Annotated in this window: 13 protein-coding genes; 4 read left to right on the forward strand and 9 right to left on the reverse strand. The window is 71.3% G+C overall.

The features are described 5' to 3' along the window. Positions 1–30 precede the first annotated feature (30 nt). Complete coding sequence (locus O2L52_RS03220; protein ID WP_270113877.1) at positions 31–2,451, reverse strand: MMPL family transporter; 2,421 nt, start codon at positions 2,449–2,451, stop codon at positions 31–33. Positions 2,452–2,479: 28 nt separating this feature from the next. Further along, on the reverse strand, positions 2,480–3,112 hold the full coding sequence (locus tag O2L52_RS03225; protein WP_270113878.1) for a TetR/AcrR family transcriptional regulator: 633 nt from the start codon (positions 3,110–3,112) through the stop codon (positions 2,480–2,482). A gap of 260 nt (positions 3,113–3,372) precedes the next feature. Here O2L52_RS03225 and O2L52_RS03230 point away from each other — a divergent pair, with 260 nt between their 5' ends. Beyond that, a complete protein-coding gene (locus tag O2L52_RS03230; protein WP_270113879.1) occupies positions 3,373–3,753 on the forward strand; it encodes a DUF1304 domain-containing protein in 381 nt (126 codons plus the stop codon). A gap of 47 nt (positions 3,754–3,800) precedes the next feature. Continuing rightward, positions 3,801–4,343 carry an RNA 2'-phosphotransferase gene (locus tag O2L52_RS03235; RefSeq protein WP_270113880.1) on the forward strand — a complete coding sequence of 181 codons (543 nt, stop codon included), beginning with the start codon at positions 3,801–3,803 and terminating at the stop codon, positions 4,341–4,343. A gap of 58 nt (positions 4,344–4,401) precedes the next feature. Here O2L52_RS03235 and O2L52_RS03240 read toward each other — a convergent pair whose 3' ends face one another. Next, a complete protein-coding gene (locus tag O2L52_RS03240; protein ID WP_270113881.1) occupies positions 4,402–5,853 on the reverse strand; it encodes an MFS transporter in 1,452 nt (483 codons plus the stop codon). Between the two features lie 226 nt (positions 5,854–6,079). Between O2L52_RS03240 and O2L52_RS03245 the strand changes: the two genes are divergently transcribed. After that, positions 6,080–6,469, forward strand: a complete 390-nt coding sequence (locus tag O2L52_RS03245; RefSeq protein WP_270113882.1) for a winged helix-turn-helix transcriptional regulator — start codon at positions 6,080–6,082, stop codon at positions 6,467–6,469. Positions 6,470–6,533: 64 nt separating this feature from the next. Further along, entirely contained in the window at positions 6,534–6,890 is a 357-nt protein-coding gene (locus O2L52_RS03250) for a hypothetical protein (RefSeq protein WP_270113883.1), read from the forward strand. A 29-nt stretch (positions 6,891–6,919) separates the two neighbouring features. On the opposite strand, the gene O2L52_RS03255 is transcribed toward O2L52_RS03250, so the two are convergent. From O2L52_RS03255 to O2L52_RS03280, 6 genes are all read right to left on the reverse strand, one after another. Continuing rightward, entirely contained in the window at positions 6,920–7,708 is a 789-nt protein-coding gene (locus O2L52_RS03255) for an inositol monophosphatase family protein (protein ID WP_270113884.1), read from the reverse strand. Between the two features lie 167 nt (positions 7,709–7,875). Beyond that, positions 7,876–9,756, reverse strand: coding sequence for a glycoside hydrolase family 127 protein (locus tag O2L52_RS03260; RefSeq protein ID WP_270113885.1), 1,881 nt, complete (start codon positions 9,754–9,756; stop codon positions 7,876–7,878). Beyond that, positions 9,753–10,571, reverse strand: a complete 819-nt coding sequence (locus O2L52_RS03265) for a carbohydrate ABC transporter permease (protein WP_270113886.1) — start codon at positions 10,569–10,571, stop codon at positions 9,753–9,755. Before O2L52_RS03265 ends, O2L52_RS03260 begins: the two co-directional genes overlap by 4 nt. Next, a complete protein-coding gene (locus tag O2L52_RS03270; RefSeq protein ID WP_270113887.1) occupies positions 10,571–11,434 on the reverse strand; it encodes a carbohydrate ABC transporter permease in 864 nt (287 codons plus the stop codon). The genes O2L52_RS03265 and O2L52_RS03270 overlap by 1 nt, the downstream gene beginning before the upstream one ends. A gap of 17 nt (positions 11,435–11,451) precedes the next feature. Further along, entirely contained in the window at positions 11,452–12,744 is a 1,293-nt protein-coding gene (locus O2L52_RS03275; RefSeq protein ID WP_344472532.1) for an ABC transporter substrate-binding protein, read from the reverse strand. Positions 12,745–13,009: 265 nt separating this feature from the next. Then, complete coding sequence (locus O2L52_RS03280; protein WP_270113889.1) at positions 13,010–14,470, reverse strand: family 43 glycosylhydrolase; 1,461 nt, start codon at positions 14,468–14,470, stop codon at positions 13,010–13,012. Between the last annotated feature and the right edge of the window lie 10 nt (positions 14,471–14,480).

The raw sequence follows: 14,480 nt of genomic DNA on the forward strand, positions 1-14,480 counted from the left end.
CCCCCCCCCCCGCCCCGGCCCTTGCGCCGCTTACGAAGTCGTCACGGACTCCCGGTCGGCGTGCGGGTGGCGGCGTTCCAGCGCCGCGCCCTCCACGTCCACATCGGGCAGCAGGCGGTCGAGCCACTTCGGCAGCCACCAGACCTTGTCGCCGAAGAGGTGCATGAGCGCCGGGATGATGAGCATCCGCACCAGGAACGCGTCCACGAGCACGCCGAAGGCCAGCGCGAACCCGATGGGCCGGATCATCGCCGAGTGCGAGAACACGAACCCGCCGAAGACGGCGATCATGATGATCGCGGCGGCGGTCACGACCGAGCGCCCGGCGCGCAGGCCGTGCACGACGGCCAGGCGCGCGGGGACGCCGTGGGCGTAGGCCTCGCGCATCCCCGAACCCAGGAACAGCATGTAGTCCATGGCGAGCCCGAACAGGATGCCGACCAGGAGCGTGGGCAGGAAGTTCAGGATCGGCCCGGGGCTGTCGACGCCGAAGACGTCGGCGAGCCAGCCCCACTGGTAGATCGCGACCACGCCACCCAGGGCCGCGAAGTAGCTCAGGACGAACCCGAGGGTGGCGGCCACGGGCACGAAGATCGAGCGGAACACCAGGATGAGGATGAGCAGCGAGAGGCCGACGACGACACCGAGGTAGACCGGGAGCGCGTCCGAGAGCTTCTCGGAGATGTCGATGTTGCCGCTCGCGTTGCCCGCCACGCCGATGGAGTCGACGCCGTCGATCTCGAGGCCGCGCAGGGTGTGCACGAGCGCCTCGGTCGCCTCGCTGGTCGGGCCCGACTCGGGCAGGACCTGGAAGGCGGCGACGGTGCGGTCCTCGGAGGTGCCGATCGGCGCGACGGCGACGACGCCGTCCTGGTCGGCGACGGCCTGCGCGATCTGCAGCTGGGCGGCCTGCGCGGCGGCCTCGTCGGGGCTGCCGGGCAGGGTCGCGACGACGAGCAGCGGCCCGTTCTGGCCTTCGCCGAAGCGTTCGGCGACCGTGGCGTACGCCTGGTACTGGGTGGTGTCGTGCGCTTCGGAGGAGCCGTCGGGCAGGTTGAGGCGCATGTCCATCGCGGGGATCGCGACGACCAGGAGCGCGCCGATGCCCACGAGCACGCGCAGGAGCGCGCTCGGCGTGCGCATGGCCTTCACCTCGGGGCCGCCGGCGGTCCCGGGCGCCGGGTGCTCGGCGTCGAGGGCGGCGCGTTCGGAGCGGCGCAGGATCCTCATGCCCGCCAAGGAGAGCAGGGCCGGTATGAAGGTGACGGCGACGAGGACCGCGACGGCGACGCACAGCGCGCCGACCGAGCCCATGAGGCCGAGGAACGGGATGCCGGTGACGTTCAGGGCCGCCAGCGCGATGAGGACGGTGGCCCCGGCGAAGACGACGGCGTTGCCGGAGGTGCCGGTGGCGAGGGCGATCGACTCGTCGAGGTCGTAGCCCTCCTTGAGCTGGCGGCGGTGGCGGTTGACGATGAACAGCGCGTAGTCGATGCCGACGGCGAGGCCGAGCATGAGGCCGAGGACCGGGGTCACCGAGGCCATGTCGATCACGCCGGAGAGCGACATCGTGGTCATGGCGCCTACGCCGACGCCGACGAGAGCGGTGAGCAGCGGCAGCGCCGCGCCGATGAGCGTGCCCAGCATGACGATCAGGGCCACGGCCGCGACGACGAGGCCGACGACCTCGCCGGCGCCGAAGACGCTCGGCACTGATTCGAGCATGTCGGAGGAGTAGTCGGCCTCGACGCCGTCGATCGGGTCGTCGTCGAAGAGGTCGGTGACCGAGGCCTTGGTCTCGGGGGTGACCTCCATCTGCGGTTCGGTGAAGGCGATGGAGACGACGGCGGCGCTCCCGTCTGCGGAGACCAGGGTGATGCCCGAGGCGAGGTCGAGCAGGGTCGCGCCCTGCTCGAGCGCGGCGGACTGGGCGTCGAGTTCGGCGAGCCCGGCGTCGACCTGGGCCTGCTGGGCGTCGAGTTCCGCGGAGTCCCCGGCCTGCTCGCGGGCGAGGTCGAGCTGGTCCTGCGCGGCGTCGAGTTCGGCTCGGGCCGTCTCGATCTGGGTGCGCCCGTCCGCGATCGCCTGCGCCTGGGCGGCGCGTTCGGCCTCGGTCGCGAACGGGTCGACGGCGGTCTCGACGCCGTCGAGGTCGCCGGCGCGGGCGACGAGGTCGCTGATCTGCGCCTGCTGCTCCGCGCTGAACGGCTCACCGCTTGCGGTGCTGAGGACGATGGTGCCGGTGCCGCCCGCGGCGGCGGGGATGGCGTCCTTGAGCTGCTCCGTCACGGCCTCGGTGGGCGTGTCCGGGATGGAGAACGCGGTGGTGAGCGTGCCGCCGAAGAGGGCGAACGCGGCCGCGGCGGCGGCCAGGAGCAGTGCCCAGGCGGCGATGACCGTCTTGGCGCGGCGGGCGCACCAGCGGCCCACGCGGTACAGGAATTCAGCCATGTCGGCCTTTCGGGTTGCTGAGGATCGGTCAGGCTTCGGGTTCGCGCAGGACGGCGACGAGGTGATCGAGCAGGTCGTTCCAGACCCGGCGGGAGGCGGCGGTGTCGGTGCCGCCGGTGGCGGCGGTCCAGCGCTCGACGAGGCCGAGGAGGCCGCCGCAGAAGGCGGAGACGAGGAGGGCGACCTGGAGCGCGTCGGCGCGCGGGTGCCGCTTGGCGATCGAGGCCGACATCCGCTCGGTGAAGAGCGCGACGGCCCGCTGCATGAGCACGGCCCCGCGTTCGGACTGCTCCTCAACGGTGCCGCCGAGGACTTCGATGAGGTAGGCGACGGTGGGCACGAGGTGCTCGGCCGAGCCCGCCGCGGCGAGGTCGCCGAGGACCGTCGCGTCATCGCCGGAGGCGCTGGCGGCTTCGGCCTCCATGGCGTCGACGATGTCGACGAGCATGCGCCCGGCCGCGGCGGTGACCGCGGCTTCGAGAGAGTCGAAGTGGTTGAACACGGTGCGGCGCGAGACGTCGGCGGCGGCGGCCAGCTCGTCCACGGAGAAGTGGGTGGAGCGGCGCTCGCGCATCAGGGCCGCGGCGGCGTCGAGGATCGCCTTGCGGCTCCTGGCCTTCAAGGCGGCGCGGCGGTCGACGGGCGCGGGTGTCGCGGACATGGTGATTACACTAAGTGCAACGACGCACGCAGTGCAAATACTTGACGCGTGGTTCCGGCCACAGCGGCGAGTGGTGCCGGAGTGCGGCTGCCAGAACCGACGTCGAGGAGCCGGCGGGCGACATGCTCACACGACCTCGTCACCGAGCCGCCGCGCACGCGCACCCTCGTGCCCCCCGACCTGCTCGCACTCGAAGGCCCCTGAACCCGGATCGGACCTGACCGGCGACATGCCTGCACCGCGTCGTGGAGAATGCTGGCATGCTCATCGCCGTCCAGATCCTCGCCGGCCTCGCCGGCCTCCTGCACGCCTACATCTGGGTCATGGAGTCCCTGCGGTTCTCCGATCCGAAGGTGCACCGCGGCGTATTCCGGGTAGCCGCCGAAGACGTGGAGGCCGTCCGGCCCTGGGCGTTCAACCAGGGCTGGTACAACCTGTTCCTCGCGATCGGGGCCCTCGTCGGCGTCGCGGTCGTGAGGTCCGAAGCGGCCGTGGGCATGACGCTCATCGTGTCCGCGTGCGGCTCGATGCTCGCCGCGGCGCTCGTCCTGGTCCTGACGGACCGGTCGATGGCCCCGGCAGCGCTGAAGCAGGGCCTGCTCCCGGCGCTGGCCCTGCTGTTTTCCTTGGCGCTGCTGTAGGGCGGCGCGATAATCTGGCGTTCCCCTCGGCGAGAATGGAGAGCGAAGTGGACGATCGGCGATTGGTGAAGGTCTCGAAGTACCTCTCGCGGCACCTGCGCCACGAGCCCGAGCGGATCGGGATCGAGCTGGACGAGCACGGCTGGGTCGAGGTCGACGTGCTGCTCAAGGCCCTCGCCGACCGGAACTTCCAGGTCACCCGCCAGGAGCTGGAAGAGGTCGTGGCCCGCAACGACAAGCAGCGGTTCGCCATGCGGGACGGCAGGATCCGGGCCAACCAGGGCCACACCGTGGACGTGGACCTCGATCTCACCCCGGCCGTGCCGCCGCCCGTGCTCTACCACGGGACCGCCGGCGGCTTCGTCGCGACGATCCGCGAAGAGGGCATCAAGGCCATGGACCGGCACCACGTGCACCTCTCCCCCGACCGCGAGACGGCGGTCAAGGTGGGCTCGCGGCGCGGCAAGCCCGTGATCCTCGTGATCGACGCCAAGCGGATGGCCGGAGCGGGCCACACGTTCTACAAGTCCGAGAACGGCGTCTGGCTCACCGACCACGTCCCCGCCTGGGCCGTCATGTTCCCCGGCTGAACGGTGAGGCGCCCGGGGCCGCCTCCACGCGTGGAGGCGGCCCCGGGCGTTCGCGTTCCTAGCCGATGGCGACCGGGACCGGTTCGGCCGCGCCGGCCGTCTTGCGGGTCTTGATGACCGTGATGGCGATGACCAGGGCCGCCGCCGCGAGGCCGGCGGCGATGCCGTACCCGAGGCGGAAGCCGCCCGTGAGGGCCTCGGCCTGCGCCGAGCCGCCGTCGAGGAGCGTCCCGGTGCGGGCCGAGACCGCGGTGCTGATGACCGCGAGGCCGACCGCGCCGCCGACCTGCTGGGCGGTGTTGAACAGGCCGGAGGTGACCCCGGCGTCCTCGGGCTTCGAGTCGGCCATGCCGAGGGTCATCAGTGCGGGCATCGCCAGGCCGAAGCCGAGCGGCGCGGTGATCATGCCGGGCAGGACGTCGACGAGGTAGTTGCCGTCGGCCCGCATCTGGGCGAAGAGGATGAAGCCGACGACCATGAGCGAGAGGCCGGCGAGCACCATCGGGCGGGCCCCGAAGCGGGTCAGGAGCCGCGGGGCGAGCGCCATCGAGACCACCGCGATCACGATCGGGGCGGGCAGGAACGCCAGGCCCGCCGCCAGCGGCGCGAACTCGAGGACCTGCTGGAGGTAGAGGACTGTGAAGAACATGAACCCGAAGGCCGCGCCGACCATGAGCGACTGCGAGAGGTTCGCCCCGGCCACGTTGCGGGAGAACAGGATGCGCAGCGGGATCAGCGGCGAGGCGGCCTTCGCCTGGCGGACGAAGAACCCGGCGAGCAGCGCGATCGCGAGGGCGCCCATGCCCAGGGTGCGGGCCGAGGTGAGGCCGTACCGCTCGGTCTCGATCAGGGTGTAGACGGCCAGCATCAGGCCGGAGGTCACCAGGGCCGCGCCGATCACGTCCGCCCCGGCCTTCAGGCCGATGCCGCGGTCGGCGGGCAGGAGCTTCCAGGCCATCGCGGCCACGATGAGGCCGAGCGGGAGGTTCACGTAGAAGACCGATTCCCAGCCGAGGGTCTCGGTGAGCACGCCGCCCACCACGCTGCCAGCGGCGCCGCCGCCGGCGGAGGCGAAGCCGTAGACGCCGATGGCCTTCACCTGGTGCTGCGGTTCGGGGAAGATCGTGACGATCATGCCCAGGAGACCGGCGGCCGTGATGGCGCCGCCGACGCCCTGCACGAAGCGGGCGGCCAGCAGGAAGCCCTGCGAATCGGCCAGCGCCGCCGCGACGGAGGCGAGGGTGAAGAGGGCCAGTCCGGCGAGGAACACCTGCTTGCGGCTGACGAGGTCGCCGAGCCGGCCGGCGAGGAGCAGCAGGCCGCCGAAGGGGATCACGTAGGCGTTGACGGTCCACACGAGGTTCGCCTGGCTGAACGCGAGGTCCTCGCGGATGGCCGGGAGGGCGATGCTGACGATGTTCTGGTCCAGGACGATCATGACCTGGGCGGCCGCGAGTGCGATCACCGCGAGCCAACGGGTGCGAAGGCTCTGCGCTGCAATGGGTGACATCGGGTTCTCCTGTTGGGACGGCTCGGAAGCTCAGCTAGGGGAACGTTTTGTTCCTGGGGTAATCATGTGTTCCAATGGAGCGATCCGTAAGAAGGCACTTTCATGTGCCAGGGGGTACAGGGATGTTCCTGTCCAGGTCGACCGGCCTTTTCCCTGCATGTGACGTGCGACATAGGCGCCCCTGGTCTCGGCCCGAGGCGCCGCACCGCTGCTGAGGAGTGGACCGATGAACGACGACGACTGCGTCCTGCCGAAGTCCGACGTGCAGGCCGAGGCCTGCCCGATCGTCCAGATCATCGACCGGGTGGCGGGCAAGTGGTCGGTCTCGATCCTGGTCGCGGCCATCCGGAAGCCGGTGCGCTACACCGAGCTCGAGCGCTCGGTCCCCGGCATCAGCCGCCGGATGCTCACCCTGACCTTGCGGAACCTCGAACGGGACGGCCTGCTCGAGCGCACCGTCTACCCGACCGTGCCGCCGAAGGTCGAGTACAGCGCGACCCCGAGCGCGCGGGAGCTGTACGGGCACCTGACGGGCCTGCTCGATTGGGCCGAGCGCCACCAGCCCGAGATCATCGAGGCCCGGAAGGCGTACGACGAGCAGGCGCTCGCCGCGTGAAGCACAGGCGAGCAGGCGCTCGCGACTTGAGGCACAGGCGAGCGGGCGCTCGCCGCGTGAGCGCATGAAGCGAAGGAAGCACCGCCGCACTCGCACCCTTAAGCGCTTCATCGTCGTCGGGCGCACACCGCCCGGCGCGTGGCCCGTGGAAGTGGGGATCCACCCCGCCGGCCGCGACTCCGTCCTCTCGTTCTCGGAGGGGCCGCATCAGATCAACGCGGGGGGCCTGGTCCACGTCGCGAACGTCCTCGACGAATCGCGGACCGGCGTGCATCCGCTGTTCGCGAGGCAGTTCGACGCGACGGGACTGCACTGGCTCGTGCCGCTGCTCGTCCGCCTCCACGGCGGCGAGGACGTGGAGGGCGAGATCACGGCGGCCTACCGGGAACGGCACGGCGGGCCGCCCGAGCGGAGGGACTGACCCCGGTCAGGGCGTGCTCTCCTTGCGGCTCACGCGAGTTCGGCGAGGAGCGCCCGGTGGAGGTGCGGGGCGGCGGCGAGGACCGAGAGGGCCCCGTCGCCGTAGTCGACGCCGTCGAGGTCGGTGACGAGCAGGCCGGCCTCGCGGCAGATCACGGTCCCGGCCGCGACGTCCCACAGGTTGACGCGTTCGTGGAAGACCGCGTCGACCCGGCCGGCCGCGAGCCAGCACATGTCCAGGGCGGCGGTGCCGAGCATGCGGATGCGCTGCACCTTCGGCACGATCCGCTGGAGGGTGGCGAGGCGGCGGAGGTTGCGCTTGTCGGCGTCCGGGCCGACCGAGAAGTCCCCCATGGCGACCACGGCCTCGGCGAGCTCGGCCGGGCCGGTGGAGTGCAGCGCCTGCTTGTTCAGGGCCGCGCCGTGGCCGAGCGCGGCGCTGAAGCGCTCTTCGGACATCGGGGCGTGGACGACGCCGACCACCGGCATCCCGTTGCGCACCAAGGCGAGTGAGACGCCGAACATGGGCGAGCCGTGCGCGAAGTTGATGGTTCCGTCGATCGGGTCGAGCACCCATTCGTAGTGCGACTCCGTGTCGCCGGTGCGGCCCCGCTCCTCCCCCAGCAGCGGGATCGCCGGGGTCTCCCGCTCGAGGAAGGCGCGGACCGCGTCCTCGGCGGCGTAGTCGAGGTCCGTGGCGAAGTCCCGGTCGCCCTTGCCGCTGATGGAGCGCTCGCGCCCGATCCCCTCCCGGATCACCGCGACGGCCGTCTCGGCCGCCCGCTCCGCCGTGCCCAGGAATTCCAGCAGCTCGCTCATTATGCAGTTCCCGCCTTTGCTCGACCCACCCCGAAGGATTTCATCCTAAAGGTGCAAGACCATGCGGCACTTGGACTCCCAGTGCGACGTTCTGCCTGATTTCTCCGGCCCGCCCGGCACGAGGGGCCGGTGCGGCCCGGAGTGCGGGTCGCACCGGCCCGTTCCCGTCAGCCGGTCGGCAGCCACACGCGCATGGACGCCGGACCCCTGGTCGCCCTGCGGTGGAACGGGATCAGCGCGACCTCGGCGGCCTTCCCCTCTTCGTCCGGTGTGGCCGGTCCGTAGGGCCAGGCGCCGTCGCGGTCGTGCACCTGTGCGGCGACGTAGACGCGGCCGTCCCGTTCGACCGGCGCGACCGAGGCGTCGACCGTGAGTTCCGCCACGTCCGCGCCGCCGGGCAGGTCCCACGACTCCGCGCACAGCACGACCGGGCCGCGTTCGACCGCGGCGCAGCCGCGCACGGCGTCGATGCGCGGGTCCGGCACGGTCCATCGCGCGGCCACCGGTAGGTGCAGGCGGATCTCGTCGCCGGGCGCGAAGGCCGCGGTGACCGTGGCCGCGGCGCCGGCCTCGACCCCGCGGACCGCGCCGTCGGGACCCGTGACGCTCGCGCCCTCGGCCCACATCGGCACCCTGAGCGAGACGGTGCGTTCACTGCCCTGGTTGGCTTCCACCCGGACCACCACAGTGCCGTCGTCCGGGTAGGCGGTCGCCACGGTGAGCGCGAACCGCGAGCCGGCCACGACCGTGTCGATCGATGCCGGAGCGTACTGGTGGATCTGCACCCCGGACTCGTCGGCCGTCGCCAGGTACACCGCGAACTGCGCGAACGTGCGGGCCAGGTTGGTGGGGCAGCACGACACGTCGTACCACGGCGCGCGCTGCCCGCCCGCCGCCTGGTGCGGGAGGGCACCGTCCGAGGGCGGCGCTTGGTCGACGGTGCGCACGTGGAGCGGGTTGGCGTAGAAGAACGACCGCCCGTCCGGGGCGGCGGCCCCGGAGAGGACGTTCCACGCGACCCGCTCGATCAGGTCGCCGTAGCCCGTGTCGCCGGTGGCGAGCATGAGCCGCCACGCGGTCATGACGGCCGCGACCCCAGCGCAGGACTCCGAGTAGGCCCGGTCCGGCGGCAGCGCGAAGTCCGGCCCGAAGGCCTCGTCGATGTAGCGCGAGCCCATGCCGCCGGTGAGGTGGGTGCGGCGCCGCACGGTGGCGTCCCATTGGCGCCGAACGGCTTCCAGCAGCTCCTCGTCGCCGGTGTCGACGGCGACGTCCACCGCCCCGGCCGCGAGGTACAGCGCCCTGACGGCGTGGCCGCGCAGCACCTCGGCCTCGCGCACCGGCACGTCGTCCTGGTAGTAGGCGCGGCCGAAGCCGCCGTCGCCGAGCGTGTGCGTGCCGCGCCGCTCGATGAAGCGCCGTGCCTGCTCCAAGTATCGGGGTTCGCCGGTGGCGCGGGCGAACTCGGCCAGCGCCGCCTCGATCCCGGCGTGCCCGCAGACCTTCTCGACGCCGCCGCGGCCGAACACCTCGCACACGTGGTCGGCGGCGCGGCGGCACAGCCGGGTGAAGTCGTCCTCGCCGTGGCAGCGCAGGCGCGCGACCCCGGCCTGGAGGAGGTGGCCGTAGCAGTAGAGCTCGTGCCCCCATTCCAGTTCGGAGTAGCGCGGCGCCTGGCCGGGGTGGCCGAACATGGTGTTGAGGTAGCCGTCCTCCTCCTGGGCGGCGGCGACGGCGGCGGTGAGGCGGGTGAAGTCGGCTTCGAGCCCGGGGTCGCCGGTGCGGCCGATCTCCCAGGCCATGGCCTCGGCGAGCTTGTAGACCTCGGAGTCGGAGAACTCGCGTCCGGCCCGGTCGAAGGGCGCACCGGTGGCGGCCCGGGTGAAGTTGTCGATCCAGCCCAGTCGCTCCAGCCAGTTCAGGCAGTGCCCGATGGTGTTGGCGGCGTTGACGGCCTGGCGTTCACCCCAGTGCCCGCCGGTCAGGCGGACCTCGTGGAGGCCGAGCGGGCGCAGGGTTCCGCGCCCGGGTACGACGGGTGTCGTCATCCTTTGATCGCTCCTGACATGAATCCGCGGACGTAGTGGCGCTGGAGGAGTGCGAAGAGCACCAGGCAGGGCAGGGCCATGACGACCACGCCGGCCTGCGTGGCGCCGAAGTCGACGGCGCCCATCGACTGCTGGCGCAGGTTGGCGATGGCCACCGGCAGCACGGCCTTGTCGGCCTCGCTGACGAGGATGAGCGGGGCGATGAAGTCGTTCCAGGCGGCGAGGAACGAGAACAGCCCCACGGTGACGAGCCCGGGCCACACGGCGAACAGCATGATCCGGGTGAGGACGCCGAAGGTGCCGGCGCCGTCGCACATCGCGGACTCCTCGATCTCCTTGGGCACGGCCTCGAACGAGATGCGCATCATGAACACCGCGAACGGCAGCTGGTAGAGGGTGAGGACGAGCGCGAGCCCGGTGAGGCTGTTGCGCAGGCCGAGGTCGCCCAGCATGGAGTACAGCGGGATGAGCAGGGTCGAGTACGGGACCATGAGGATCGCGAGGGTCACGATGAACAGGGTGTCCTTGCCGCGGAACGTGAACCGCGCGAACGCGTACCCGCCGAGGACGGCGAGCGCGAGGGTGAACGCGACGGTGAGGACCGAGACGTACGTGCTGTTCCACAGGTAGCGGCCGAGTCCGGCGTCGTATTCGAGGAGGCCGGCGTAGTTGCCGAGGCCGTAGCCGTCCTGCTGCCTGGTGGCCCCGGCGGGGGCGACCGAGGCGTAGCCGGTCCAGACGAGCGGGAACAGGAACAGGACGGCGAAACCCCCGGCGAGCACGTAGTACGAGGTGCTCCAGAGCTTGGGACGCATCAGGTGTCCTTTCTGAGGGCGCGGAGCTGGCCGATGTTGACCACGACGAGCGCGGCGAGCACGACGACGGAGATCGCGGCGGCGGCCCCGAGGTCGAAGCGCTGGAAGGCCTCCCGGTAGATGAGCTGGACGACGGTGACCGTGGAGTTGTCGGGGCCGCCCTTGGTGAGGATGAAGAACTGGTCGAAGGCCAGGAGCGAGCCGGTGACGGACAGGATGAGGACGAGTCCGAGCGCGGGCCGCAGGAGCGGGACGGTGACGTGCCGGAAGGACTGCCAGCGGTTGGCGCCGTCGAGGCGGGCGGCCTCGTAGACGTCCGGCGGGATCGACTGGAGGCCCACGAGCAGGATGATCATGAAGAACCCGGCGAACTTCCACACGATGAGCACCACTGTGGACCAGAGGGCGGCCGTGGGGGTGCCGAGCCATGAGACCGGGCCGAGGCCGAGCGCCTCCAGGAGCGGGTCGAGCGGGCCGATGGCGGGGCTGTAGAACCCGAAGAACAGCAGCGACGCGGAGGCGAGCCCGAGCGTGGTGGGCAGGAAGTAGGCGGTGCGGAAGAAGCCGGTGCCCTTGCGGCGGTCGGCGACGATGAGCGCCAGGAGCAGCGAGAGTCCGATGAGGAGGACGACGACGATCCCGGTGTACTTGAGCGTGAAGCCCACGGCGGGCCAGAACAGCGGGTTGTCGGCGATCCCGGTGTAGTTGTCGGGCATGTTGAGGCCGAGGTCGCCGGCCAGCAGCGGCCAGTCGGACGCGGACATGCGTCCGACCAGCAGCAGCGGCGCGATGAAGAAGACCAGCACGAAGACCGCCACGGGGGCGGCGTAGAGGGCGCCGGCCAGCTTGCGCGAGTGTCGCATATGGAGTTGGTCCTGTCTTAGTTCGCCAGTGAGGCCGTGACGTCGCCGTTGAGGTCGGCGAGGTCGGCGCCCGCCTCGCCGTAGACCGCTTCGCGGACGAGCGGGAGCCAGGGGCCCTGCGGGTCGTTGAAGGTCTGGCCGAAGTTGAGCGAGTAGGGGGTGCGCCCGACCTGGACGAGGTCGTTCATGATGACGGCGTTCGGGTTGTCCGCGTAGTACTCGTTGTCGCCGAGGTCGGTGCGGGCCATGACGTCGCCGTTGGCGGCGAGGAGCTCGACCTGCTGCTCCTCCTCGAGGCTCCAGCGCAGGAAGTCCCACGCCTGGTTCGCGTGCTCGGAGTTGGCGCTGATGCCGATCGAGTCGCCGCCCACGAACGTGGACTGCCCGCCGGTGAGGCCCGGGATGGGGGCGACGCCGATGTCCAGGTCCTCGGGCATGAGGCCGAGCATCGTGGAGGGCATCGGCATGACGCCGATGTTCCCTTCGGGGAAGAGCGAGACCCAGGTCGCGCCGGTCTCCTCGTTGTGGCCGGGGGCGACCGCCCCGTCTTCGACGAGGCCGCGGTAGGTCGCGTACAGCTCCTGCGCCTCAGGGGAGTCCAGGAGTGAGGCGGTGCCCTCCTCGTTCATGACCTCGACGCCTTCGGCCCAGAGCGTGGGCCACCAGGTGAAGACGAAGCAGCCGCCGCAGTTGCCGCCGAAGAACGTGCCGTTCACGTCCCCGCCGAGCGCGTCCACGGCGCGGGCGTGCTCGGCGAACTCCGCCAGGGTGGTCGGCGGCTGCTCGGGGTCGAGCCCGGCCTGCGCGTAGAGGGCCTTGTTGTAGAACAGGACCGAGAGGTCGAGCGTGTGCGGCACCAGGTACTGGCGGTCGTCCACAGTGCCGACGTCGAGGTGCGAGGGCGCGAGGGCGTCCTTGAACTCGAGCGAGTCGATCCGGTCGGTGATGTCGAGGTAGGCGCCGGCGGTGGTGAAGTTCGGAGCGAACACGACGTCGAGCGCGAACAGGTCGGGGAGCTCCTGGTTGCCCGCGGCGGTGCCGACGCGGGTCTGGTAGTCGTCCGTGGGGATGACGGTGAGCTCGATCTGGTTCTCGTGGCTCGCGTTGTAGGCGTCCACCAGGGCCTGGGACTGGGCCTCGGTGGCGGCGCGCGTCCACATGGTCAGGGTGGTGCCGTCGTCGACGCCTTCGAGGACGACCTCGCCGCCGCCCTCGCCGTTCGGGCCTCCGTCGCCGCACCCGGCGGCCAGCAGGGCCGCGGCGGCCACCGCCGCCCCCGCGCGCACGGCCCGTGAGGGGCGCTTGTCCATTCGCATATCCGGTCTCCTCTGTGTAAGGGATCAAAGGGGTTCGGGCGAGGGCTGTCGCCGCCGCCGGTAGAGGTGGTACGGGTCGCGGTTCCCGAGGTGGAACGGCACGGAGCTCGACGTTCTCAGCAACGGTCTCCGGCTTGCGGGCCGCTGCTGTCCGGACCCGGAGGCCGCGGGGCGGCCCCCGCCGGGCTCGCGATGAGCCCGGCGGGAGCCGCGGACGCCGAGGCGCCCGCGCGGAGTGCATTGCGGCGGTTGCGATGCATCAAGCTCCCCTGGTCTGTACGACCTGCTGCATCGTCCCGTCGGCGTTGAAGTAGAGCGGGTCGATCGCGACCGAGCGGCGGAAGTTCCCGCCGCCCGGCGCGTCCGCGGTGTGGTAGACCATCCACCACTGGCCGTTGAACTGCTCGATCGCCGGGTGGTTGGTGGTCGCGGTGACCTGGCCGAGGACCACGCCCTGGTGCGTCCACGGCCCGGCCGGGCTCGCGGCGGTCGCGTAGCGGATGCAGGCGTAGGCCGAGCTGGTCACGCAGCCCGAGCCGCCGTTGGAGGCGTAGGCCATGTAGTAGGTGCCGTCGCGCTCGAACATCCAAGGGGCCTCCCAGAACTCGGTCAGGCCCTGGGGGGTCGTGACCGGGCCCGCGAGCGAGGTCATGTTCTGGTTGAGCCTCGCCATGCGCGGCTGCCAGTACGAGCCCCAGTACATGTAGATCTGGCCGTCGTCGTCGATGAACACCGTCGGGTCGATGTTGAGCGCCGAGGAGTTCGGCGTCGAGTCCGAGATCAGCGGGGCGCCGATCGCGTCGACGAACGGGCCGAGCGGGCTGTTCGACACCGCGACGCCGATGTTCATCCAGCCGTTGTCGGTCGCCCCGTCCACGGAGACGAACCAGTAGTAGCGCCCGTCCGGGCCCTGGACCACTTCGGACGCCCACGCGTTCGCCCCGGCCCACGCGAAGGTGGACAGGGAGAGCCGCGCGCCGTGCGAGGTCCACGCCGCCGGGTCGTTGTCGGGGGCCTTGGAGGAGAACACGTGCCACTCGTCCATCACGAAGGCCTGCTGGTTCGCGGCGGCCTCGTCGCGGCCCGAGTAGACGTACATGGTGTCGCCCACGACCAGGGTCGCCGGGTCGGCGGTGAAGACGTTCCTGACGATCGGGTTGCCCGCCTGCGCCGCCGAGCCCTGGCCCCAGACCTTCCATTCGAGGACGCCCACGGAAGCGGTGCCGCTCTGGAGGACCGCGCGGAGCGCGGTGGTGGTGACGGCGTTGAAGTTCGTGTGGTTGTACGCGTTCGCGGCCGTGCCGTAGGCGCTGGCGCCGCTCACGCCGGTCCAGGCCCCGTTGCTGAGGTACTCGATGCGCCAGCTCGCCGGGACGCGGACGCCGCCGGGGCCGGCGTTGAAGGAGTCGTCGAAGAAGTAGAGGTCCGAGGCGGACACGGTGACCGGGGACGCCCAGGTCAGCTGCACCCATTGCGAACCGGTCTGGGGCCAGGTGCCCCAGCGCGGGTTCTGGGCGTCGTTGGAGCCGGGCGGCTCGACCCCGTCGTTGACCACGGCGACGGACTCCCACGAGGAGGTGTAGGAGGCCGAGGCGGTCGCCGAGCGGGCGACGTTCACGGTCTGCTGGGCCTGCGCCGGGGTCGCGGTCTGGACGAGGGTCCAGGCCAGGGCCGCGGCGAGCGCGGCGGCGAACATGCGTCTGACTGCGTTGGGATGCATGGGAGGTCTC

The organism is Glycomyces algeriensis, from assembly GCF_027622855.1.
Classification (GTDB): Bacteria; Actinomycetota; Actinomycetes; order Mycobacteriales; family Micromonosporaceae; genus Glycomyces; species Glycomyces algeriensis.